Source organism: Caballeronia sp. LZ062 (genome assembly GCF_031450785.1).
GTDB lineage: Bacteria > Pseudomonadota > Gammaproteobacteria > Burkholderiales > Burkholderiaceae > Caballeronia.
This window is the reverse complement of record NZ_JARTWB010000001.1, coordinates 174178-196597: the sequence shown is the minus strand read 5'-3', so window position 1 is coordinate 196597 and position 22420 is coordinate 174178. Positions and strand designations below refer to the sequence as shown.

The 22420-nt window shown below is 66.2% G+C and carries 16 protein-coding genes and 1 pseudogene; 7 read left to right on the top strand and 10 right to left on the bottom strand.

Going from position 1 to position 22420, the window contains the following annotated elements; translation table 11 throughout:
* The first annotated feature begins 98 nt into the window (after positions 1–98).
* Entirely contained in the window at positions 99–1151 is a 1053-nt protein-coding gene (locus tag P9239_RS00995; protein WP_309748655.1) for an aldo/keto reductase, read from the top strand.
* A gap of 33 nt (positions 1152–1184) precedes the next feature.
* On the opposite strand, the gene P9239_RS00990 is transcribed toward P9239_RS00995, so the two are convergent.
* On the bottom strand, positions 1185–2051 hold the full coding sequence (locus tag P9239_RS00990) for an SDR family oxidoreductase (protein ID WP_309748654.1): 867 nt from the start codon (positions 2049–2051) through the stop codon (positions 1185–1187).
* A 183-nt stretch (positions 2052–2234) separates the two neighbouring features.
* Between P9239_RS00990 and P9239_RS00985 the strand changes: the two genes are divergently transcribed.
* Positions 2235–3416 carry a 4-hydroxybenzoate 3-monooxygenase gene (locus tag P9239_RS00985; protein WP_309748653.1) on the top strand — a complete coding sequence of 394 codons (1182 nt, stop codon included), beginning with the start codon at positions 2235–2237 and terminating at the stop codon, positions 3414–3416.
* A gap of 662 nt (positions 3417–4078) precedes the next feature.
* Here P9239_RS00985 and P9239_RS00980 read toward each other — a convergent pair.
* Entirely contained in the window at positions 4079–6322 is a 2244-nt protein-coding gene (locus P9239_RS00980) for an amylo-alpha-1,6-glucosidase (RefSeq protein ID WP_309748652.1), read from the bottom strand.
* Positions 6323–6511: 189 nt separating this feature from the next.
* Here P9239_RS00980 and P9239_RS00975 point away from each other — a divergent pair, with 189 nt between their 5' ends.
* Positions 6512–7306: a sulfite exporter TauE/SafE family protein gene (locus P9239_RS00975; protein ID WP_309748651.1), complete on the top strand. Its 795-nt coding sequence runs from the start codon at positions 6512–6514 to the stop codon at positions 7304–7306.
* Positions 7307–7527: 221 nt separating this feature from the next.
* Positions 7528–9210 carry an acid phosphatase gene (locus P9239_RS00970; RefSeq protein WP_309748650.1) on the top strand — a complete coding sequence of 561 codons (1683 nt, stop codon included), beginning with the start codon at positions 7528–7530 and terminating at the stop codon, positions 9208–9210.
* Here P9239_RS00970 and P9239_RS00965 read toward each other — a convergent pair.
* Positions 9207–9614, bottom strand: a complete 408-nt coding sequence (locus P9239_RS00965; RefSeq protein WP_309748649.1) for a RidA family protein — start codon at positions 9612–9614, stop codon at positions 9207–9209. The genes P9239_RS00970 and P9239_RS00965 overlap by 4 nt on opposite strands.
* Before the next feature lie 36 nt (positions 9615–9650).
* On the bottom strand, positions 9651–10550 hold the full coding sequence (locus P9239_RS00960) for a LysR family transcriptional regulator (protein WP_309748648.1): 900 nt from the start codon (positions 10548–10550) through the stop codon (positions 9651–9653).
* A gap of 111 nt (positions 10551–10661) precedes the next feature.
* On the opposite strand from P9239_RS00960, the gene P9239_RS00955 reads away from it, so the two are divergent.
* A complete protein-coding gene (locus P9239_RS00955; RefSeq protein WP_309748647.1) occupies positions 10662–11558 on the top strand; it encodes an NAD-dependent epimerase/dehydratase family protein in 897 nt (298 codons plus the stop codon).
* A gap of 56 nt (positions 11559–11614) precedes the next feature.
* Here P9239_RS00955 and P9239_RS00950 read toward each other — a convergent pair whose 3' ends face one another.
* The 3 genes from P9239_RS00950 to P9239_RS00940 form a co-directional block, all read right to left on the bottom strand.
* On the bottom strand, positions 11615–12718 hold the full coding sequence (locus P9239_RS00950; protein ID WP_309748646.1) for a malate/lactate/ureidoglycolate dehydrogenase: 1104 nt from the start codon (positions 12716–12718) through the stop codon (positions 11615–11617).
* 172 nt (positions 12719–12890) lie between these two features.
* Entirely contained in the window at positions 12891–14360 is a 1470-nt protein-coding gene (locus P9239_RS00945) for a M20 family metallopeptidase (protein WP_309748645.1), read from the bottom strand.
* A gap of 71 nt (positions 14361–14431) precedes the next feature.
* Complete coding sequence (locus P9239_RS00940) at positions 14432–16855, bottom strand: penicillin acylase family protein (protein WP_309748644.1); 2424 nt, start codon at positions 16853–16855, stop codon at positions 14432–14434.
* A 172-nt stretch (positions 16856–17027) separates the two neighbouring features.
* Between P9239_RS00940 and P9239_RS00935 the strand changes: the two genes are divergently transcribed.
* Both P9239_RS00935 and P9239_RS00930 read left to right on the top strand, forming a co-directional pair.
* The gene (locus tag P9239_RS00935; RefSeq protein ID WP_309748643.1) at positions 17028–17204 is read left to right on the top strand and encodes an oxidoreductase-like domain-containing protein; all 177 of its coding nucleotides are present in this window, start codon (positions 17028–17030) and stop codon (positions 17202–17204) included.
* 95 nt (positions 17205–17299) lie between these two features.
* Positions 17300–17809, top strand: a complete 510-nt coding sequence (locus P9239_RS00930) for a DUF1993 domain-containing protein (protein WP_309748642.1) — start codon at positions 17300–17302, stop codon at positions 17807–17809.
* Here P9239_RS00930 and P9239_RS00925 read toward each other — a convergent pair.
* From P9239_RS00925 to mprF, 3 genes and pseudogenes are all read right to left on the bottom strand, one after another.
* Positions 17802–18149, bottom strand: a pseudogene (locus P9239_RS00925) (VOC family protein). The gene P9239_RS00930 and the pseudogene P9239_RS00925 sit on opposite strands and share 8 nt — an antisense overlap.
* 36 nt (positions 18150–18185) lie before the next feature.
* A complete protein-coding gene (locus tag P9239_RS00920) occupies positions 18186–19475 on the bottom strand; it encodes an AcvB/VirJ family lysyl-phosphatidylglycerol hydrolase (RefSeq protein WP_309748641.1) in 1290 nt (429 codons plus the stop codon).
* Positions 19472–22069 (bottom strand): bifunctional lysylphosphatidylglycerol flippase/synthetase MprF, encoded by a 2598-nt coding sequence (mprF, locus tag P9239_RS00915; RefSeq protein WP_309748640.1) that lies wholly within the window; start codon positions 22067–22069, stop codon positions 19472–19474. Before mprF ends, P9239_RS00920 begins: the two co-directional genes overlap by 4 nt.
* Positions 22070–22420: the final 351 nt, after the last annotated feature.

Below are 22420 nucleotides of genomic sequence, written 5' to 3'. Positions count from 1 at the left end.
GAACGCCGCGCGTTGCGGGACGATACTGCATTGGCGGCACTGAACGCTCGTCGCTTTTTAGCGAACGCTTCATGCCTATCGTCCACTCAGGAGCAACCATGCGCTACAGAAAATTCGGCAATACCGGGCTCTTCGTCTCCGAACTGTGCCTCGGCACCATGACGTTCGGCGGCGGTGGCGGCGGCATCTGGGACAACATCGGCCAGCTTCGACAGGCGGACGCCGACAAGCTCGTCGGCCGGTCGCTCGACGCGGGCATCAACTTCATCGACACCGCCGATGTCTACGCCGACGGTCAGTCGGAAATCATCACCGGACAGGCGCTCAGGAACCTGAAGGTGCCGCGCGAGAACGTCGTGGTCGCGACGAAGATTCTGGGCGAAGCGGGAACGAAGGGCGTGAATTCGCGCGGCGCGTCGCGGTTTCACATCATCGACGGCGTGAAGGCGAGCCTGAAGCGCCTGCAACTCGATCACGTCGATCTGTACCAGATTCACGGTTTCGACCCGGCCACGCCGATCGAAGAAACGCTGCGCGCGCTCGATACGCTCGTGCAGCACGGCCACGTGCGCTACATCGGCGTGTCGAACTGGGCCGCCTGGCAAATCATGAAAGCGCTCGGCATTTCGGAGCGGCTCGGACTCGCGCGCTTCGAATCGTTGCAGGCGTATTACACGATCGCCGGACGCGACCTCGAACGCGAACTCGTGCCGCTTCTGCAGAGCGAAAACGTCGGGCTGATGGTGTGGAGCCCGCTCGCGGGCGGGCTGCTCTCGGGCAAGTTCACGCGCGAAGGCGGCAAGGAGGAAGGCAGCCGCCGTTCGAAGTTCGATTTCCCGCCGGTGAACGTCGACCGTGCCTACGACTGCATCGACGCAATGCGCCGCATGGCCGAGGCGAAGAGCGTGTCGGTCGCGCAGATCGCGCTCGCGTGGCTCCTGCACCAGAAGGTCGTGACGAGCGTGATCGTCGGCGCAAAGCGCATCGAGCAACTCGATGACAACATCGCGGCGACGAACGTGCAGCTCAACGAAGACGAACTCGCCGCGCTCGACGAAGTGAGCCAGTTGCCGGCCGAGTACCCGGGCTGGATGCTTACGCGTCAGGGCGAATACCGCCGCAACCAGTTGAAGGAAGCGGCGGGCGAGTAAGCATCGAGCGGGTGAGAGTACCAGGCAGGCCGGTCAGATGATCGGCTTGCCGCCCGTCACCGCGATGGTCGCGCCGGAAATGTAGCTGCCCTCGTCCGAAGCCAGCATCACATACGCCGGCGCGAGCTCGGCCGGTTGGCCGGGGCGCTTCATCGGCACCTGTGAGCCGAAGTTCTTCACCTTCTCGGCGGGCATCGTCGACGGAATCAGCGGCGTCCAGATCGGGCCCGGCGCGACGCAGTTCACGCGAATGCCGCGTTCTGCCAGCAACTGCGCGAGTCCGCCCGTGAAGTTCTGAATCGCGCCCTTCGTGCTCGCATACGCGATCAGGCCGGGATTCGGCGCGTCGGCGTTCACGGACGTCGTGTTCACGATCGCCGCGCCTTCCTTCATATGTGCGAGCGCGGCCTTCGTGATGCGGAACATCGCGCCGATGTTGGTCGAGTAGGTCTTGTCCCACTCGTCGTCGCTGATTTCTTCGAGGCTGTCGTAGGTCATCTGATACGCCGCGTTGTTCACCAGCACGTCGAGGCGTCCGAACGCATCGGCCGTCTTCGCGACGATGTCGCGGCAATGCTGGCGGTCCGTAATGTCGCCCGGCAGCAAGAGCGCCTTGCGCCCCGCCTGCTCGATCCAGCGCGCGGTTTCCTTCGCGTCGTCGTGTTCGTCCAGATAGGCGATGGCGACGTCGGCGCCTTCGCGCGCGAAAGCGATCGCCACCGCGCGCCCGATGCCGCTGTCGCCGCCCGTGATCAGCGCCGCTTTGCCTGCGAGCCTGCCGCTGCCCTTATACGTTTCTTCGCCGTGGTCAGGCTTCGGATTCATCGATTCGGTCAGGCCGGGCGTGCGTTCCTGTTGCTGGTCGGCGAAAGGGGGCTTCGGATATGCGCTTGCGTCCATGTCGGTGTCCTCGTGTTGATGAGTCGGGATAAACCCTTGGTCAGCAAGCACCGGACCCGATTTCATGCGCCTTCGCGGGCTTTATCGCGATAGCCGATACGCGCTATCCGCGGTATCGCGTTGCGGCATATCGCCGCCATGCCGACACTGTACGCACAACATCACGACGCAACGGAGACACTCATGCGTACTCAAGTCGGCATCGTCGGCGCGGGCCCGGCGGGGCTTCTGCTCTCTCATCTTCTGCATCTGCGCGGCATCGAATCGGTCGTGCTCGAAGCGCGCAGCCAGCAGGACATCGAATCCACCATTCGCGCGGGCGTCCTCGAACAGGGCACGATGGACCTGCTCAACGAAGCCGGGCTTGGCGCGCGCATGCAGGCGGAAGGCGCGCTGCATCACGGCTTCGAACTGGCGTTCGAGGGCGAGCGCCGACGCATTGCGCTCACCGAACTGACCGGCCATTCGATCACGGTTTATGCGCAGCACGAAGTCATCAAGGACCTCGTTGCGGCGCGCACCGCGGCCAACGGGGCGCTGAAGTTCAATGTGTCGGACGTTTCGCTGCACGACTTCGCCGAGAACAGCGACCGTAAGCCGCGCATCAAGTATCGCCACGAAGGACGTGACGAAGAGCTGGAGTGCGATTTCATCGTCGGCTGCGACGGCTCGCAGGGCGTCTCGCGCCAATGCATACCGGAGGCAGTGCGGCAAGACTATCAGCGCGTGTATCCGTTCGGCTGGTTCGGCATTCTGGTGGAAGCGCCGCCCTCCTCCGACGAACTCATCTATGCGCGACATGACCGCGGCTTCGCGCTCATCAGCACGCGCTCGCCGGGCGTGCAGCGCATGTACTTCCAGTGCGACCCGAAAGATTCGGTCGGTGCCTGGTCCGACGACCGCATCTGGGCCGAGCTGCACGCACGCGTCGATACGGCGGACGGCTGGCAGATCACCGAGGGACGTATCTTTCAGAAGAATATTGTCGGGATGCGCAGCTTCGTTTCCACGCCGATGCAGTCCGGCAAGCTCTTCCTCGCGGGCGACGCGGCGCACATCGTGCCGCCGACCGGCGCGAAGGGGCTGAATCTGGCGGCGTCGGACGTGCGCGTGCTGACAGCGGCACTGATCGGCTATTACAAGCAAAACGACGCGGCCTCGCTTGCGCGTTACACCGAGACGGCGCTCAAGCGCGTGTGGCGCGCCGAGCACTTCTCTTGGTGGATGACGCGCATGCTGCACAAGCTCGACGACAACTCGCCTTTCGAGCAGCGCCTGCAAGTTGCCGAACTGGAGCACGTGACGACGTCGCGCGCCGCGGCGACGGCGCTCGCGGAAAACTATGTGGGCAGCGTGGCGGTTTGAGGTCGTGTCGGGTTGCGGTGCGGTGTTGTGGAGCGCGCGAGCGTCGTCTGAGGTGTGCGCGCACGACTTCACATGCGACGACGTGGGCCGCGTGACCGCGTAATCTCCCGCTTCTGTTCGTTTGCTGGAAAGGCGCCCGGTATTGTCCGGGCGCCTTGCCGCATTCGTCGACTTCGACGGACGGTACCATTCGCCGGCTCAGGCGCTGGAACCTGATTACTCGGCGGTGTCGCGCTCTGAGTTCGCTTTCAATCTGCGCTGCGCTGTTGCGAAGTCGCGCGGCGTTGCGGTTCGAGCAGCGCATGCCTGTTGCCGGCCGCGTGCGCGAGACTCCACATGCGGCGACGACGTGGGCAGCGTGACCGCGTAATCTCCCGCTTCTCTTCGTTTGCTGGCAAGGCGTCCGGCATTGTCCGGGCGCCTTGCCGCATTCGTCGACTTCGACCGACGGTGTGACTTGCCCGCTCAGGCGCTCGAACGTGATTACGCCCGCGGCGTCGCGCTGTGAGCTCGCTTTCCTTTTGCGCTGCGCTGTTGCTAAGCCGCGCGGCGCCACGGTTCGAGCAGCGCCCGCAAGTCTCCGAGCGCGAACGAGCGGGACGTCGCCCGCGCAGAAGCACGTCGGCAGTAGCGCCGGCCGTCGTCCAGGCGCCTTGCCACGTTCAGAGCACCGCGACCACTCGCGCATCGCCTTCGACCGACGGCACTACCTGTCCGCCCACGCGCCGGAACGTGATCGTGACGTTTCGCTCGCCCACGCGCAGATCTCCGATTTCCAGCCAGTCGATCCCGTCCGGCAACTGTGGCCGGTCGACGCGAATCTCGTCCTTCTCGGCGTCGATGGTCACGCCGAGACACGCCTCGAGAATCATGAACGGCGAGCCCGCTGCCCACGCCTGCGGCAGGCATGCGACCGGATACGCAATCGGCCGCTCCCCGCGCTGCCGCGTGAAGCCGCAGAAGAGTTCGGGCAAACGCATGTCGAAGGTGACGGCCGCCTCGAACAAGGATTGCAGCAAACCTACCGCCGCGCCGCGCTCGCCGTAGCGCGCGAGGCCGCGCGCGCAAATGGCCGAGTCGTGCGGCCACACGGAGCCGTTGTGGTACGACATCGGATTGAAGCGCGGCTGGCCGGCCGCGAGCGTGCGCACGCCCCAACCGGTGTGGAAGAGCGCGGATTCCAGTTGCCGCGCGACCGCTTCGCCGCGCGTGCGCTCGACGAGATCGAAAGCGAGCAGATGTCCCGCGTTCGACGACAGCACGCGGCACAGTTCATTGCGTCCGTCCAGCGCAATGCCGTAGAAGTCCATCTCGGGCATCCAGAAGAGCGCCTCGACGCGCTCGCGGATATGCTCGGCGCGCCGCTCGAATTCCGCTACGTGCTCGTGCTCGCCGCGCTCGCGGGCGAGGCGCGCCATCGTGGAAAAGGCCGTCGACGCGTACGCCTGCACTTCCACGAGCGAGATCGGGCCGATGGGAAACTGGCCGTCTGCGTGGAAGACGGAATCGTGGCTGTCTTTCCAGCCCTGATTCGCGAGGCCGTATTCGGTCGCCCGCTGATAACTGAGCAAGCCGTGCGGATTCCGGTCGCAGTGTCGCGCCACCCAACCGGCGGCCAGTTGCAGCGCGGGCCAGATTTCGTCGATGAGCGCGCGGTCTCCCGTGCGTTCGGCGTAGGCGCCGGCAAGCACGATGAAGAGCGGCGTACTGTCCACGCCGCCGTAGTACAGCGCAAACGGCACTTCGCCGGTGGCCGCCATCTCACTCTTGCGCGTCTCGTGCATGATCTTGCCGATCTCGGCGTCCCTGAACGCCGAATCTTCCCGCGCCTGATGCGCCGCCAGAAAGCGCAAGACGCCGCGCGCGAGCGTCGGCTGCAGCCACAGCATCTGAAGCGACGTGATGATCGCGTCACGTCCGAACGGCGTCGAAAACCACGGGATGCCGGCGTACGGATACGGCCCGGTTTCGAGATCGGTGGTGAGCAGGCCCAAGTCCGCGAGCGACCGGTCGATCCACTCACTGAAGAGCGGATTGCTCGATCGCACGCGGGCGCCGGCGCGGCGTTTGTCACGCATGCTCCGGTGCGCGTCGACGAGCGCCTCGCGGATGGCCGGGCGCCCCGACTCCGGCGCGCATTCCGGCGCTTCGGCCGCGTTGCGCTTGCTCTCCTCGCTGGCGTCGTTCAGGGCGTGCGTGACCGCGGTCACGGACAGATAGACGGAGATCGCCGTTTCCGACTGGATGTGCAGCGCGTAGTCGGCGCGTGTCGGCGAGAGCACGTCCGGCGCGGGCGTGAACTGGATGCGCGCCGTGCGTTCGACTTCGTCGAGCCCGATGTAGCTCAGGATCACTTCCCCGTTCTCGACGGCAGGCGGACGCAACGTGCCGCGCTTCGGCCGTATGGTGCCGCGCACTTCGAACATGTCGAGGAAGTCGGCGGCGAACGAGATGGAAAGTGGCACCGTCGACGGTTCCGTGCCGTAGTTCGTGAGCACGATGCTTTCGTGCAGGACGTGCCCCGACAACACGCGTTTGCGTTCGACGTGAATCACGCCCTCCGGCGTGCGCGCCCCGCCGATGGGCGGCAAGGGACGGTTCGTCAGATGCGCGGTGAAAACGGCGTTGTCGCTGGACACGCTGCCGGACAGAAGCGAAGGCGCGCGGCCGCCGAAGGTCAGCACGAGCTCGGAAAGCACGCGCGTGTCGTTGACGAAGAGACCGTCGTCGCGGCCGCGAATATCGCCGTTTGCGTCGTAGACGGCGAACGTGTTGCCGGACTTGAGCACGAACTGCCGCTCGCTCGGCATGTTGGCGTTCTCGGTCGGGATGAATGCTTCGTCCGTCGCTGACAGTTGCTGTTGTTGCTGTTGTTGTTGCTGCTGCGTCTGTTCCTTCGTATCCATTGCACCTTCCTGAAAGTGACGTGAAAGGGCGCCTGATGGCGCGAACTGGCGAATCAAAGGGCGCCACGGGCCGTTGCAGGCGAGCGGACGGCGGTTCGCGCACGGGTTTTGTGCAGCAGGTCAACCGCTGACCGGCTATCATCGACGGTTTTTCGACCTACCGACGCCTGACCGGTTCTCCCCGCGCGCATGTCATTTCCGCATATCGACTTACTTTATTCCGCTTCCGGGCTGGCGGTCGGCTTTCTCGTCGGGCTGACCGGCGTGGGCGGCGGCTCGCTGATGACCCCGCTTCTGGTGCTCCTGTTCGGCATCCACCCGGCTACAGCCGTGGGAAGCGACCTGCTGTACGCCGCTGCCACCAAAACCGCGGGAACGCTCGTCCACGGGCTCAAAGGCTCCGTCGACTGGCGCATCACCGGGCGGCTTGCGGCAGGCAGCGTGCCCGCCGCCGCCGTCACGCTGTACCTTCTGAACCAGCACGGCATTACCTCGCCCGGCACGGCGCGTCTTATCCAATCGATTCTCGGCACCGCGCTTCTCATCACCGCCGTCTCGCTCGTCTTTCGGCCGCAGCTCGCACGCTTTGCCTACCGCAAGGGCCGCAACCGCCCGGAGCGGCCCGCGCGCACGGCCGCCTGGACGGTTTTGACCGGCGTGATCCTCGGCACGCTGGTTTCCATCACCTCCGTCGGGGCGGGCGCAATCGGCGTGACCGTGCTGCTGTTGCTCTATCCGCGTCTGCCTACGGTGCGCATCGTCGGCTCGGACGTCGCCCATGCCGTGCCGCTCACGCTGATTGCGGGCGCAGGCCACTGGATGATGGGCTCGGTCGACTGGTCGCTGCTGGCGTCCCTCCTCGTGGGCTCGATTCCCGGCATCGTGATCGGCAGCAATCTCTCTTCCAAGGCGCCCGAAGCACTGCTGCGCTACCTGCTCGCAGCGACGCTCGTTCTCGTCGGACTAAAGCTCGCGTTCAGTTGATGGTAGTCACACGACCGTGAGGTTTCCAGTCGGCCAAACGGCATAGGCAAATTTACGTTTTCTGGTGTTTTTGCTTATGCCGTTCGGCCGGGTTTCCGGCAGGCGGTCGATGCGGCATCATGCGCTGTCGGACCACCGGAGCGCAGCGTCACGCAAGCGCCATCTTTAGCGTCGATCATGCCGCGCGCTGGCAGCCGCGTGCATCAACGAGGAGTCACGCGATGAAACCGAACGACGAGCCGCACCACGAGTTTTCCAGCAGCGCCGACGCGCCCGCCGATCCCGCACGGCGGCGGTTACTCGCTGCTGGCGTCGGGATCGCGGGATTGTCGTTGGGCGGCTGCAACCTCTTCGAGCCGAAGCCCGCCACGCCGAAAACGGCGGCCGACCTTTCGCTCGACCGCACGCTCGCGGCGCAAGTGCGACAGATCGTCGTCATCTACGCCGAGAACCGCAGCTTCACGAACCTGTACGGCGACTATCCCGGCGTGCAATATCCGCTCTCGGCTGTGCCGTCTTCGCAGTACACGCAGTTCGACCGCGACGGCGTCACGCCCTTGCCTACGTTGCCCAAAATCTGGGGCGGCCTTGTGCCACAGGCGCAGGAAGTCGACGGCAAGCGATATGCCATTGCGGAGCATCAAATCAGCGAGCTTCGCAACGGCCCGTTCCGCCTCGTCGATGCGCACGGCGAACCGCTGCCGAACAGCGTCATCACGCGTGATCTGGTGCATCGGTTCTACCAGAACCAGATGCAGATCAACGCCGGGCGCAACAACCAGTTCGCGGCCTGGGGCGACTCCGGCGCGCTCGTCATGGGTCACTACAGGAGTTCGCCTGACACGCTGAAACTGTGGGGACTCGCGCAGCAGTACACGCTCTGCGACAATTTTTTCATGTCGGCGTTCGGCGGCTCGTGGCTCAACCACATCTTCCTGATTTCGGCGCAGGCGCCCTATTACCCGGATGCAGCCAGCAGCCCGGCGGCGAGGCTGCTGGCAGTCGTAGAAGGCGACGATCCGGCCGGCGCCCGGCTGAAGCTCGCCCCGGATTCGCCGAAGTCCGCGCTGGACGGCCCGCCGAAGTTCGTGCGCGACGGCGCGCTCACCGCCGACGGCTACGCGGTCAACACCATGTTCCCGCCCTATCAGCCGAGCAACGTGAAGCCCGCGCCTGGCGGCGATCCACGCCTCGCGGATACGTCGAACGCGCTCGTGCTCCCGCCGCAAACTTACGCGACCATCGGCGACCGTTTGTCCGACAAGGGCGTCGACTGGGCGTGGTACAGCGGCGCGTGGCAATACGCCCTCGATCACCGCGACACGGGCGCCGTGCCCGACTTTCAGTATCACCATCAGCCCTTCAACTATTTTCGCAACTACGCGCCGGGGACGGCGGCGCGCGAGCGGCACCTACGCGACGCCGGCCTCGGCGACGACCCTTCGACGAACACACTGCTAGCCGATATCGACGCCGGCCGCCTGCCCGCCGTCACGTTCTACAAGCCGCAAGGCAATCTGAACATGCACGCCGGTTACGCGGATGTCGCTTCGGGCGACCGTCACATTGCGAACGTGATCGAGCACATCCGGCGCGGTCCGCAGTGGCAGAACACCGTGGTCATCGTGACCGTCGATGAAAACGGAGGCTGGTGGGACCACGTCGCGCCGCCGAAAGGCGACCGCTGGGGGCCGGGTTCGCGCATTCCGGCGCTCGTCGTCTCGCCGTTCGCCAAGAAGGGCTATGTCGATCACACGGTCTACGACACGAACTCGATCCTGCGCTTCATCTCGCGCGTGCACGACCTCGCGCCGCTCGACGGTGTCGCCGCGCGGGATCGCGCCATGGCCGCAAACGGCGAGGCCCCGCTCGGCGATCTGACGAAGGCGCTCGACCTGGCCTAGTCGGGCTGTTTCGGCGCCGGTTCTATCCACGCACGCGCGGAGATTTCCAGCAGATAACCGTAATGCAGCGCGCCGACCGGCACGACGGCGCGCGCCGGTTTCCACGTACCGAAGTGGCGCGCGTAAATCTCGTTGAATGCCTTCCAGTGCTCGACGCCGACGAGATAAACCGTCACTTCGATGCAGTCCCGCAGGCCCGCGCCCGCCGCTTCGAGCACGGTTCGCAGGTTGCGCAAGGTCTGCTCGGCCTGCTCTTCGAACGAGAGGTCGCCGGTGTGCGTGCCGTCCGGGCGCACGGGCAACTGGCCGGAGACGCAGATCAGACTGCCAGCGCGCGTCGCGTGGCTGTAATGGCCGGCGGGAGTCGGCAGGCCGGGGGCGTTGATCGCTTCGATCGGTGGCATGGGTTGTCCTGTGTCTGGTAGTGGCAGCCGGTTGCGCTATAGCGCAAGCCGGCCCGCGAGAAAGTCGAGAAATGCGCGGGCGCGCGCCGCCATCGACTCGCTCTGGTAGTACACCGCGCTGATCGGCTGGCGAACGTCGCGAAGCACGTCGTCCAGAATCCAGCGCAGGCGGCCCGCCTTGACGTCGGCCGCGGTCATGAAGTCGGCGAGACAGGCGATGCCGCCGCCGTCGAGCGTCAACTGCCGGATCGTCTCGCCGCTCGACGCCGAAATGGCCGGCTCGATGCTCACGAAGCCCACGTCGCGGCCATCGCGTAGATGGCGCAGCGGCCAGTCGTTCAGGCTCTCCGGCGCTGTGAAGCCGATCAGCCGGGCGCGCAGCAGTTCGTCGACGTCGCGCGGTTCGCCGTGCTCGGCAAGGTATGCCGGACTCGCGAGCACGCGCAGGCGGCTGCTACCGAGCGCGCGCGCGTGCAGCGTGGAGTCCTGCAGCGCGCCGATGCGGATCGCGATATCGACGCGCTGCTCCAGCAAGTCGACGATGCGCTCGTTGCTCGTCAGCTCCAGCGAGATGTCCGGGTAGAGCGCGGCGAACGCTTTCACGTGCGGCACGACGCAATGAAGCATGAACGGCGAAGCCGCATCGACGCGCAGCCGGCCGGCGGGCCGCTCGCGGCGTCGCGACAGCGCTTCCTCGGCGTCGTCCATCGCGGCGAGGATCGCGCGGGCGCGGGCCAGGAACAGTTCGCCTTCGTCGGTGAGTTGCAGGCGGCGGGTCGTGCGGCGCACGAGTGCCGCGTCGAGTTTCTTCTCCAGCCGTGTCAACGTGCGGCTTACGCCGGAAACTGTCTGCTGAAGACTTTCGGCCGCCGCCGTCATTGACCCGCTGTCGATCACTGTCACGAATACGAGCAGTTCGTCGGTGTTGGTCTTCATGCCGCGTCGATTATTGATTCGGAGTCAAAGTTCATTTGAGACTAACACCGTTTCTGCGAAAGTCGAAGCAGACGATACTGTGCGCACCGAATCAAACAATGGAGCAACACCATGAATATTTTCGTCACAGGCGCGGGCGGTTTCATCGGCGGGTCGATTGCTGCGGGCCTCGTCAGCGACGGGCATCGCGTGCGCGGGCTGATCCGCCGCGAGGAGCAGCGCGACGCGCTGATGCGTGCGGGCATCGAGCCGGTTGTCGGCAGTCTGGATGACAACGCCCTGCTGGCTGCCGAAGCGCGCGCCGCCGATGCGGTCATCAACGCGGCGAGCAGCGATCATCGCGGCGCGGTCGAAGCGCTGGTGCATGCGCTCGAAGGCTCGGACAAGCCGTTCCTGCATACGAGCGGGTCGAGCATCGTCGGCGATGCTTCGGGTGGCGAGGCATCGGACGCGATCTACTCGGAGGACCGCTTGCCCGAACCGACCGTCGACAAGGCGCCGCGCGTCGCCATCGACAATCTCGTGCTGGACGCCGCCAAGCGCGGCGTGCGTTCGGCAGTGCTCTGCAACACGCTGATCTACGGTCACGGCGCGATTCCCGGCACGGCCAGCGTTCAGTTGCCGCGTCTCGAGCGGCAAGCGAAAAAGAGCGGCGTCGTGCGGCACGTCGGGCGCGGCCTGAATATCTGGTCGAACGTCCATATCGACGATGTCGTGGACGCTTACCGCCGCGCGCTCGCGAAAACGCCGGCGGGCACCTTCTACTTTATCGAAAGCGGCGAGGCGCAGTTCCGCGACATGACGGCCGCGATGGCGAAGGCGCTCGGCCTGCGCGGCCCCGAGGACTGGCCGCTCGAACAGGCAATCGAGGAATGGGGCTACGAGATGGCGTCGTACGGGCTGGGGTCGAACAGTCGCGTGCGGGGCGAGCGCACACGAACGCTGCTCGGATGGCAACCGAAGCGGACGTCGGTGATCGAGTGGATCGAGAAAGAGATGGTGCGCTGATTCCTGATACGCGGCCGAATTGGTTTGACCAATTTCGGCCGCGCGGTCTTGCGCGCTTATTTCAATGCATCCGCGTACGGTGCGATTTCGGCTTCGGTCATGCCGGACTTCTCGGCGGACTCACGAATCTGCTTCCACGTGGTCGGGTCGATCGGCACGCCGTTCGCCCCGCGTTCCGCGCGACGCGCCTCTTCCGGTTCGCCCGGCGCGTAGATCGCATCGACGCCTTCGCCGTGCGGCGACGCCTTCATCCATTCGAGGAAGGCTTCGGCTTCGGCTTGCGCCGCGGGCGCGTCGAAGGCGTTCGGGTCGAGGATCACCGACGTCATGCAGTTGAAGATGGCGCTCGACTTTTCCAGCGTGCTTTCGTGCGTCGTGTAGCCGCCCGAGAGCGCGCCGCCGAAAATCTCGCACAGCGCGGCAAGCCCCGAGCCCTTGTGCAGGCCGAACGCCGTCAAGGTGCCGAACGGCTCTTCGTGCATCACCTTCGGCTCCACGGTCGGACGGCCTTCGTGGTCGAGCAACATGCCCGGCGCGACCGTCACGCCCTTGTTGTAGGCTACGCGCGTCTTGCCGTAAGCGATGCCCGCCGTCGCGAAATCGAGCACGAGCGGATTTTTGCCGTCGCGCGGATACCCGGCGCAGAACGGGTTCGTGCCGAAGCGCCGGTCGATGCCGCCGAACGGCGCGACGAGCGGATCGCCCGCCACGTTCACGAAGTGGAACGACACGAGCCCCGCCTTCGCGCACTGCTCGGCCCAGTGGCCGATGCGCCCGATGTGATGCGCGTTGCGCAAGCCCACCGCGCATACGCCGAACTTCTTCGCGCGCTCGATGCCGTGCTCCATCGCCTCGTAGGCGACGACCTGCCCGAACCCCTTGCGGCCATCGACGGTGAGCACCGCGCCGGCGTCGCGCACGATGTCCGCGTGCGTGTTCAGCTGGAGTTGCCCGTCCGCGAGCGACGACGTGTAGCGCGGAATCATGCCGACGCCGTGCGAGTCGTGGCCGGACAGATTGGCCATCACCAGGTGATCGGCCACGAGTTGCGCCTCGCGCGCGGCGCTGCCCGCGTGTTCCCAGATGGCGCGGACGTACGCGTGCAAGGTGTCGGCGGCGATGCGCCGCTCCTGTACTGCGGTTTTGCTGGCTTCGTTCATTGCGACTCTCGTCTCCCAAAGTCGATTGCTGACGCGTCGCCTCTTCGGGCAACGCGCGGGCCTACTACTTTACAGACGATCAACTGGCCTGACCAGTTTGTTTTCGGCCAAAGATAAGAAAACGCCCGCGAGCGCGGGCGTTCTTGTTCCGACAACGTGGACGCAACACCGTTCACGGCGCAGCCGCGATCACTTCGGCCACCGCCGCCGTCAGCTTGCGCGCATACGGCACGTGCAGGAACTCGTTCGGCCCGTGCGCGTTCGACTTCGGCCCGAGCACCCCGCACACCATGAACTGCGAGCGCGGGAAGCCTTCTTTCAGCGTGTTCATCAGTGGAATGGTGCCCCCCTGTCCCATGTATGCGACATCGGCGCCGAAATGCCGCCGCGACGCGTCGTTCAGCGACGAGGCAAGCCACGGCGCGAGTTCCGGCGCGCTCCAGCCCGTCGCGGCGCCCGCCTCCGGCTTGAACGTAACCTTCGCGTTGTACGGAGGATCGAATTCGAGCAACGACTTCAGCTGCGCGACCGCCTCCGTCGCTTCGACGAGCGGCGGCAGGCGCAGCGAGAGCTTGAACGCGGTGCGCGGCGCGAGCACGTTGCCGGCGTCCGCGAGCGGCGGAAGGCCCGCTGCACCCGTCACGGTCAGCGAAGGCCGCCACGTCGAGTTGATCAGCGCTTCCTTAGGATCGGTGGTGGTCGGCAGCACGCTCCCGCCATCCTGACCGCAGCTCCACGGCAGCTTCTTCCAGACGTCGTCGCCGAGAATCTGCGCCGTTGCTTCCGCTTCGCGCAGGCGTTGCGCCGGAATCCCGCAGTGGAAGTCCTTCGGCAGCAGATTGCCGGTCGCGGCGTCTTCGAGGCGCTCGAACAATTGCCGCATGATGCGAAACGTCGACGGCGCGATGCCGCCATAGCCGCCCGAATGCAGCCCTTCTTCCAGCACCTGCACTTCGAGATCGCCCGCGACGAGCCCGCGCAGCGACGTGGTCAGCCAAAGCTGGTCGTAATTGCCCGCGCCCGAATCGAGGCAGATCACGAGCCCGACGTCGCCGAGCCTGTCGCGCAGCGCGTCGATGTACGGCAGCAAGTCGTAGCTGCCCGACTCCTCGCACGTCTCGATGATGCCGACGCAGCGCGGGCGCTCCACGCCCTGCGCGTCGAGCGCCGCGAGCGCCGTGATGCTGGCGTAGGTCGCGTAACCGTCGTCGGCGCCGCCGCGACCGTAGAGCTTGCCGTCTTCGAGCTTCGGCGTCCACGGGCCGAGGTCGCTGCGCCAGCCCTCGAACTCCGGCTGCTTGTCCAGATGGCCGTAGAGCACGACCGTTTCGGTGCTGCCCGAGCGCGTAGCGGGCGCCTCGAAGAAGATCACCGGCGTGCGCCCGGTCAGCCGCACGATTTCGACCTCGAGACCCTTGACCGGCTGCGCCTTGACCCAGTCCACGGCGTCCGTGACCACGCGCTCGATGAAGCCGTGGCGCGCCCAGTCGGCGTCGAACATCGGGCTTTTCGCCGGAACGGCGATGTAATCGGTGAGCGCCGGAACGATTTCGTCGTTCCATTTCCGATCGACGAAGGCCTGCAACGCGGACGCGTCGAGCCGGACTGCTTCTTCTTGCTGTGTGCTGTCGCCAGTAGTCATGACAGAGGTTCCATGCGGGCAAACCTCCATCATAGACGGGAAACTTCCGGCTCGCGAAGCGTCCTGCGACCTCAACGCGTGCCCGTGACGACGACGCGCGTCACGCCCGGGTCGGCGTCGATGGCTTCGTCGGTGAACGGGAACCGCTGCCAATGCTTTGCCGCGAAAAGCCGCGTGCCGTCGCCGGAACGCGGCGATGCAGAATCGTCCGATTCGGACGGCGCGAGCATCGTATCCGCCTCCACGCCCGGCGCACCGTCCGCAGTAAACGTGACCACCTGCATGTAGCTGTCGCCTTCGCCATTCGCGTCCATCGGATAGCCCTTCGGATTGAGCGGCCGCCCCGCGCAGACGACGGTGAAGTAGCCTGCATCGTCGCAGCCGCCGTAGAGCGGCACGTTTGCGCCGTTGCGCGTCGAATAGAGCAGATCGCCGCGCCGCGAGTCCAGCGCGAAGCCGTTGAGCCTCAGCGAAAGCGCCGCCCCGCCGAGCGCCTGCCGCAATTCCTGCACGACGGCGGGGTTGTCCGTTTTCAGCCCGCTGGGCGTCGTGAGCGGCCGCGCCGGATCGAAGCGCGTGGCGGCGAGACTCTCCGGCGCGAGCTTTTCCACGCGTCGCCAGAATTCGTCCCACAGATTGGCGCCGCGCGCGTCGATGTCGGCGGTGCCGTTCCAGTTGCGCAGCACGTCGCAGGCGTCGTTGAGCGCGCTTGCCGCGTCGCCGGGCGAGCAGACGGCGTCGAGTACAGGCTGACGGTACAACTGCTCGGACATCGAGTGCGTTTCGAGCACCGCCTGTTCCACCGCGCCGCGCGTCACGCCGCCGGGTTCGCGCTGCAGCCGCGCGGCAAGCAGATGCCCATAGCGGGTGCGCAACGACTGCTCGTCGCGCGTCGGACCGAGCACGCGCGCATAAGCCTTGAGCGGCACGTTCGCGTTGGTGAGCCAGTAACTGTCGTTGAAGTTGCCGACGTAATCGCCGCGCAGCATGGTCGGCAACTGCGCGACGGGCAGCGTGCCGGGCTGTGCGCTTCCCGGATCGGAGCGCCACGTGCAGGCGCTTTTCGAGCCGTCCAGGACCGGCACGCCGGGCAAGCCGCCCGCAAGCGCCCGGCCCGTTTGCGTGGTGCAGGCGTCCGCAAGCGCATCCGGCACGCCGGGAATCGGGCCGATGTCCGCGAACCACACACGCGGATCGCCACGGCCGATGGCGAATGTGTTGGCCCACGGAATCGCCGCATACCGCTTCTGAATCGCGATGAAGTCGTCGAGCGAGCGCGCCTGGTCCCACGCGAAGAAGTTTTCGAAGCTGCGCACGTTGTCCGCGTTGACGTCGGCGAGCGCATACGCGCGCTGCGCGCTCCAGCCGAGGCCGGCGTTCATCGCCGACAGATCGACGACCGGCCCGAAGCGCGTGCGATACAGCGTGCGCGAGACCGATTCCAGCGAGCCGTTCGCGCGGCGCACGCGCACCGTGAGCGGCACCGGCGTCATCGGCTGACTCGCGCCGTCGAACACGTAGCGCGTCGGGTCGGCGGGATCGAGCGTCATCTCGAAGAGGCCGAAGCGGCGCCCCGTCGAAACGGTGTGCGTCCACGCGATGTTTTCGTTGAAGCCGAGCACGACGAGCGGCATTCCCAGAAACGACGCGCCCGCCACATTCAGCCGCCCGGGAATGGTCAACTGCGCCTGATAGAAGCGGTCCGGGCCGCGCCAGAACCAGTGCGGATTGCCGAACAGGATGCTGCGTCTGTCGCGCGTGATCGGCGCGCCGAACGCGAGCGCGTTGCTGCCGATGCCCGGCATGTCGCCGACGCCGTATCGCAGGTCTTTCGCATCCAGCGACGCGGCCGGCGGCTGCGCGCCGCGCTTGGGAGGCTGCGCGCCAGCGATCGCCTGCACGAACCGCGCCGAGCCGCCCGCGAGATTTGCCGCGATCACCCGGCGATAGATGTCGTCCGGCTCGATCTCCTCGACCCACGGCTGCGCGCGACAGGCCGCGTGCGCGCCGGGAAACTGGCCCGCTTTCAGGTCGGCCACGTAGCGGTTGTAGCCGGATGCGAAGCCGTCGACGAGACTGCGCAATTCCGGTGGCTGCGCGGCGCGATAACGGTCGACCGCGGCCTGGTCCGCGACGAGGCGGAAGAAGAAGTCGGCGTCGAGATTGCGCGGCTGACCGAACGTCGTCGGCGCCGGCAGGCGGGCATCCGCACCGAAGTACGCGGACCGCTCGCCGCGATAGGTGACGAAGCCGTCGGCGAGCGTGCACAGCGTGTCTTCGGCCTGCGCGTAGCCGTAGCCGAAACCGAGGCTACCCCAGTCGGCGGCACGGACGTGCGGAATGCCTGCCTGCGTGCGGCGGATCTCGGCGCGGTACGGCGTGCCCTTGCCCGGCTCGGCCTGCGTGCGGCCGGACGTGTCGTGCGGCGAGGCACAGCCGGCGAGCAGCGCGCTCACGAGCGCCCCGGCAATCGCAAGCCTGACGGTCTGAGTCATCGAGGGAGTCCTTCGATCCTGTCGAGTTGAGGTGGGATAGCGTTGGCGCAGTATCGCACTGTGCGAATTGTGAGCCCGCCAAAAGTTAGCGGCACGAGCGGCAATAGACGGCAAAAGCGGCACGAGCGGCCCGCGGTTGCGTCGGACGAAGCGGCAGTTCAAGCTCGACACCATGAACGAAGCCAACGACCTCGCCGACGACCCGCGCCCCACGCCGCCCGAGCGCCCCCAACCGGACGATTGCTGCCACAGCGGCTGCCATCCCTGTGTATTCGATGTGTATCAGACGGCGCTCGAACGCTACGAAGCGCAGCTGCGCGAACGGCAGGCTCGACACGGACAGTCGTAGCGAGCCGTTTCTGCGCAGCGACGCGCCGGACGCTATGCTTGTCGCCCATGTCTACTTAGGACCGCGACGGTCCGCACTACAAGGAGCGCAAGACCATGTCCCTCTCGATGTATCGCGCGTCGATTCCGGTTTTTATTCGCGGGCTGGAGGTCTGCTCGTCGCTGCTGGAGAAAGGCGCCGCTTTCGCCGATGAAAAAGGCCTCGCCCACGCCGATGTGATCGCCGCCCGCCTCGCCCCCGACATGCTGCCGCTCGCCGCGCAGATTCAGCGCGCGAGCGATACGGCGAAGCTCTCGGCGCAGCGTCTTTCGGGCGTCGATGCCCCGAGCTTCGAGGACAACGAGGACAGCTTCGCGGCGTTGCAGCAGCGCATAGCGAAGACGATCGCTTACTTGAAGAGCATCCAGCAAACGACGATGGAGGGCAGCGAAACGCGCACGGTCACGCTGAAGTTTCCGGACTTTTCGCCGTCGTTTTCAGGCGTCGATTATCTGTTCGGCTTCGGCTTGCCGAACTTCTACTTCCACGTCGCGACGACGCACGATATCTTGCGGCACCTCGGCGCGCCCATCGGCAAGCGGGACTATCTCGGGCCGCTCAAATAAGTTCGGAGATCTTGATCAGGTTGTGCTTGGAATCGCGCACGTGGACCGAGCGCAGCTTTTGCGTCGCGCCCGTGCGCTCGATGATCGGCACGTTCATGCGCGCAAGCCGCCCGATCAGCTGACGAATCGCACGGCGGCGATGAAAGACGAGTCGAGCGCGCCCGGTACGGGCAGATGTGCTTTCGGCCCGAATCGGCGCCGCGCACACGGCGGTTGATTTTCTAAGCGCCGAAACGAAACGTTCGAGTTGCATTTGCACGACGTCGACGTATAAGCGTTTCGTGGCTTTTACGTCGAAGCAGGCGAGAAACCAACCGTCGAAGTAATCGTTGAGAGACATGGCCGGCTCCATCAACCGGCCATCATCGCCTCTGAGTTATGCAGCCTGCTTCGCCGCGATCTGCTTACGCCAGCCGGCGAGAATGCGCCGCGCGAGCGCGTCGTAGTCGCCGCCGAAGTGGTGATCGCCCGGCAGCTTCACCACGTCGATGCCCGTCTTCGTGAGCGTCGGGCACAGCGTGTCGTCTTCCTTCTCGCCGTAGATGCACTGGACCATCGCGGGCGGCAGCTTCGCGAGTTCGGGCTTGACCTTCAGCGCCTTGTCGCTCGCCTTCATGCCGAGCCAGCCGGTCACGCGTATCTGAAAATCCGCCTCGGACGCGAAGCCCATCAGCGAGATATACGAGACTTGGCGCAGCACGTCGTCGGGAAGACGGTTGTATGCGAACGGCATCACGTCCGCGCCAAAGGAATAGCCGACGAGCGCGACGTGGCTCGTATGCCAGCGCGCGCTGTACGTGCGGACCACGCGCGCGATGTCCTCTGCGGTGCGCTGCGGCGTCTTCTCGCTCCAGAAGTAACGCAGCGAATCGATGCCGATCACCGACACGCCGTCGCGCTGAAGCGCGAGCGCCATCGTCTTGTCGAGATCGCGCCAGCCGCCGTCGCCGGAAATGACGATGGCGAGCAAGTCGGTCGGTTGCGCCGCGCGCAGTTCGATGAGCGGCAGATCCGACACGTCGTTCACAGCGGGCGCGTCAGGCTTCTTCAGATGCGGCGCGGTCATCGTGACGAGCGCGTCAGCCTTCGTGCGCCCCGGCTGCCACGCGGCGCGCTCCATGAAGCCCGGCAAGCCCTTCATGTGGATGATGGTCGGATCGGGCGGACACGGATTGAAGCGCGCGTCGAGTTTTGCGTCCGGCGCGAGCGACACCGCGCCCGCCACCGTGTTGTCCGGCGCCTGCCCGAGCGCGTGTTCCGCAACGGTCGCGCCTTGTCCGGTTCCAGCGAAAATCGGCGAGAAATAGCGGCTCGTCTGCACGGTGCGTTCGAGCTGATGGCTCATGTCCTCGGCATCGCCGACGAGGTTGTGGCACGTCTCCTTCTTCTCGGTCGCGAGGCGCGCGGCGTAGCGCGGCGTATCGACGCCGACGACCATCGCGCCCTTCGCCGCGAGCGCATCGGCGGTTTGCTGGTCGGATTCGCTCCAGCCGCTCTTTTCCGACAGCAGCACGACGAAGCCCGTCATCTCGCCCGTGGGCTTCGTCACCGTGACCTGCCCGTAGCGGCCACCGGACACGGTGTTCGCGTGCGCCGCGCCGATCATCGAAACGCCGCAGACGGCGGCCGCCGCGAGCGCCGCCAGTTTCTTGCCAAACTTGTTCATGAACGCCAGCCTCCCGCCAGCAACGAGAGGTCCGCCAAAGTGAGAAACACGCTGACCGAACCGGACGCCGCCAGATAACGCGGCTCCCAGTGCGGCTGGAACTTGCTTTTGAATCCGCGCAGACCGCGGAAGTTGTAGAAGCGCCCGCCGAAACGCCACACGAGCCCCGCCAGCCGATGCCAGTGCGACGCGAGCGGCGTCGGCTCCATGCCGGAAAGCGGCGCAATGCCCAGCGACAGCGACTTGAACCCCGCCTCCTTCAGATGCAGCGCGAGCTGCGTGAAGAGGTATTCCATTGCATACGACGACGCCTCCGCCACGTGCCGCATCACGCCGACGGTCGCTTCGGTGTTGAGATCGGTCGTCATGAAGGTGACGAACGCCACGGGAACGCCCTGCTGACGCACGAGCAGCACCGATTGCGCCGCCAGATATTCTTCGTTGAACGCCGCCACCGAGAAGCTCTTCTCGCGGGCCGAACGGCTGTCGAGCCAGTCGTCGGAGATTTCGCGCAGCATCGGCATGCTTTCCGCGATCCGGTCCGGTCCGATCAGTTCCGTGTCGAAGCCGTCGCGTTCGCCGCGCTTCAACGCATAACGCAAATGCGCGCGATGCGAGCCCTTGAGATCAAATTCCGACAGCGCGACGTGCGCTTCCTCGCCGAGCTTCATCAGCGTGAGACCGGCATCGAGATAGAGCGGCAGCGCGTCGGCGCGCACCTGATAGAACGCGGCGCGGCCGTTGTGCGAATGCGCGAGTTCGACGAAACGGCGGATCAGCCCCGCCCACTCGCCGCGCGGCCCGACGGGATCGTGCAGCGCGGCCCACGTGCGGCCGTGCTTCGCGTACATGAGAAATGCCTGGCGCGACTCGGAAAACAGAAAGCTCTTGTCGCCCATCATCGCGAGGCCGGCGTCGCTGCGCTCCTGCGCGCGGAAAATGCGCGCGGCATCGGCGAGGTCCTGCGGCGCGGGCATTTCGAAGCGGCCCGCCGCCGGACGCAGCAACTGCCACACGGCGAACGCGCAGGCGAAGACGCCCGCCGCGAGCGTCGCGCGCAGCGCACGCGGCGCGCGCTCGTCGAACGCGAATTGCCACCAGAGGTCCGTGTTGTACGGCACGTCGCGGAAGGCGAAGAACATGATCCACACGGCAACCGCCATGACCATGCCGACGGAAACCAGCCACGTCGCCGTGAATCGCTCGGCGAAGAGCGACGCCCGACGGTTGAACCGCTCGCGCGTCAGCACGAGCAGCGCGATCAGGAACGCCAGCACGCCCGCTTCGATGAAGGCGAGCCCCTTCGCCAGCGACAGCGCGAAGTTCGCGACCGCGAGAATCAGCGCGACCCACCACGCGGCGTCGAGCCGGCGCATGAGCCCGCGCGCAACGAAAAGCAGCATGACGCCCATCACGCTGCCGAGCAGTTGCGAGCTTTCCAGCACCCACAGCGGAATCACCGTCTGCAAGAGCGCAATGCGCATTTTGAACGCAGGCGTCGCGCCGGAGATGACGAGCATCGACCCGGCCGCGAACGCGACGATCGCGAGGAACAGCGGCGCGAGCGGCGACACGCGGCGCGGATGCAGGAAGGCGAAACGGCCCTTCAGCGCGCGTCCTTCGAACGCGGCCATCACGGCGGCCGAGAGAATCAGCGGCAGGCCGAAGTAGATCGCGCGATACGCGAGCAGCGCGGCGAGCACGTCCGGCGTCGCCACATTGCGGCCGAGCGCGAAGACCATCGCCGCTTCGAACACGCCGACGCCGCCCGGCGTGTGGCCGATCATCCCGAGCAGCATCGCTGTGGAGAAGACGGTCATGAATTCGCCGAAGCCGACGTGCGCGCCGGGCAGCATCGCCCAGAGCGCGATGCCCGCGCCGAGCACATCCACGACGGCGAGCGCCGTTTGCGCGATGAAGTCGCGGCGCGTCGGCACCGTGAACGCGAGCCACGTCCAGCGCGAGCGCAGCGTGCGCTGCTCGCGTCCGCAGAAGAGGAGCATCGCGACGAAGACGGCGAGCAGCGCGGCGCCGAGCGCGCGCAGTATCGCCGGGGAAAGATGCAGCATCGGCGAGAGCGTGCCCGCCGAGCACACCATGCCGAGCGCCGCTATGAACGCCAGCGAAAGCGCGAGCGTCACGCCCGTGAAAATCGACAGGCGGCCGACCTGCGCGGCCGTGACCTCCGCCGCGCCGTAGACGCGGCAGCGCACCGCCCCGCCTGTCAGCGCGCCGAAACCGGTGACGTTGCCGAGCGCCGAGCCGACCGTCGCGCCGACCCACAGCAGCGAACGCGGCACCGCAACGCCGATGTGACGCAAGCCGACGGCATCGCGCCCGACCAGCGCGGCAAAGCTGAGCGCGGTCGCGAAGAGCGCGGCGCCCCAGGCCTGGAGCGAGAGCGTCCGGAGCGAGCGCACGACGGACTTGTAATCGACCGTATGCGACAGGTGCTGGAACACGACGAGAAGCAGCGCGCACACGAGAACCGTGAGCGCGGGCGCGGCGAACCGCTGGGGATCGAGGCGCGCGGCAAACGAGCGTCCGAGCGCGGGAATGGCGCGAAGCCAGGTGAACGACTTTCTGCGAGACATGCGTTTTTTGAACCTGCTCGCGCTGCGGCCCGGCAAGAAACTGCCGGCTGCGGCGCAAATCGTAGTTATCGGGGGCGGCGCATGATGCACAGTGGGCGCAGCGCCGGTTTTCGCCGACGGCGCGCCATACAAATGGTTTCCGTGCATGAAACGCCTGTATAACGGCTACGGTTGACCCGACTTGACCGCTTATTGGGAAAGCGACCCTCGCGCTCCAGGCCGATTCGCCGGGCGCGATGGCTGCTTCGAGGCAATCGCGCCGTGCATCATCGGCGGGAAGACTAAGCGGATACCACCATCAAAGGCATCGGAAATATGAGAAAAAGTGTCACAAGCGCGTTGGCAGTTTGT

Excerpts from the sequence above, each read along its gene's own strand:
- P9239_RS00990 (WP_309748654.1), bottom strand. The coding sequence starts at position 2,051 with ATGGACGCAAGCGCATATCCGAAGCCCCCTTTCGCCGACCAGCAACAG.
- P9239_RS00935 (WP_309748643.1), top strand. The coding sequence starts at position 17,028 with ATGAACGAAGCCAACGACCTCGCCGACGACCCGCGCCCCACGCCGCCC.
- P9239_RS00950 (WP_309748646.1), bottom strand. The coding sequence starts at position 12,718 with ATGAACGAAGCCAGCAAAACCGCAGTACAGGAGCGGCGCATCGCCGCC.
- P9239_RS00995 (WP_309748655.1), top strand. The coding sequence starts at position 99 with ATGCGCTACAGAAAATTCGGCAATACCGGGCTCTTCGTCTCCGAACTG.
- mprF (WP_309748640.1), bottom strand. The coding sequence starts at position 22,069 with ATGTCTCGCAGAAAGTCGTTCACCTGGCTTCGCGCCATTCCCGCGCTC.
- P9239_RS00955 (WP_309748647.1), top strand. The coding sequence starts at position 10,662 with ATGAATATTTTCGTCACAGGCGCGGGCGGTTTCATCGGCGGGTCGATT.
- P9239_RS00940 (WP_309748644.1), bottom strand. The coding sequence starts at position 16,855 with ATGACTCAGACCGTCAGGCTTGCGATTGCCGGGGCGCTCGTGAGCGCG.
- P9239_RS00945 (WP_309748645.1), bottom strand. The coding sequence starts at position 14,360 with ATGACTACTGGCGACAGCACACAGCAAGAAGAAGCAGTCCGGCTCGAC.
- P9239_RS00975 (WP_309748651.1), top strand. The coding sequence starts at position 6,512 with ATGTCATTTCCGCATATCGACTTACTTTATTCCGCTTCCGGGCTGGCG.
- P9239_RS00970 (WP_309748650.1), top strand. The coding sequence starts at position 7,528 with ATGAAACCGAACGACGAGCCGCACCACGAGTTTTCCAGCAGCGCCGAC.
- P9239_RS00985 (WP_309748653.1), top strand. The coding sequence starts at position 2,235 with ATGCGTACTCAAGTCGGCATCGTCGGCGCGGGCCCGGCGGGGCTTCTG.
- P9239_RS00980 (WP_309748652.1), bottom strand. The coding sequence starts at position 6,322 with ATGGATACGAAGGAACAGACGCAGCAGCAACAACAACAGCAACAACAG.
- P9239_RS00960 (WP_309748648.1), bottom strand. The coding sequence starts at position 10,550 with ATGAAGACCAACACCGACGAACTGCTCGTATTCGTGACAGTGATCGAC.
- P9239_RS00930 (WP_309748642.1), top strand. The coding sequence starts at position 17,300 with ATGTCCCTCTCGATGTATCGCGCGTCGATTCCGGTTTTTATTCGCGGG.
- P9239_RS00920 (WP_309748641.1), bottom strand. The coding sequence starts at position 19,475 with ATGAACAAGTTTGGCAAGAAACTGGCGGCGCTCGCGGCGGCCGCCGTC.
- P9239_RS00965 (WP_309748649.1), bottom strand. The coding sequence starts at position 9,614 with ATGCCACCGATCGAAGCGATCAACGCCCCCGGCCTGCCGACTCCCGCC.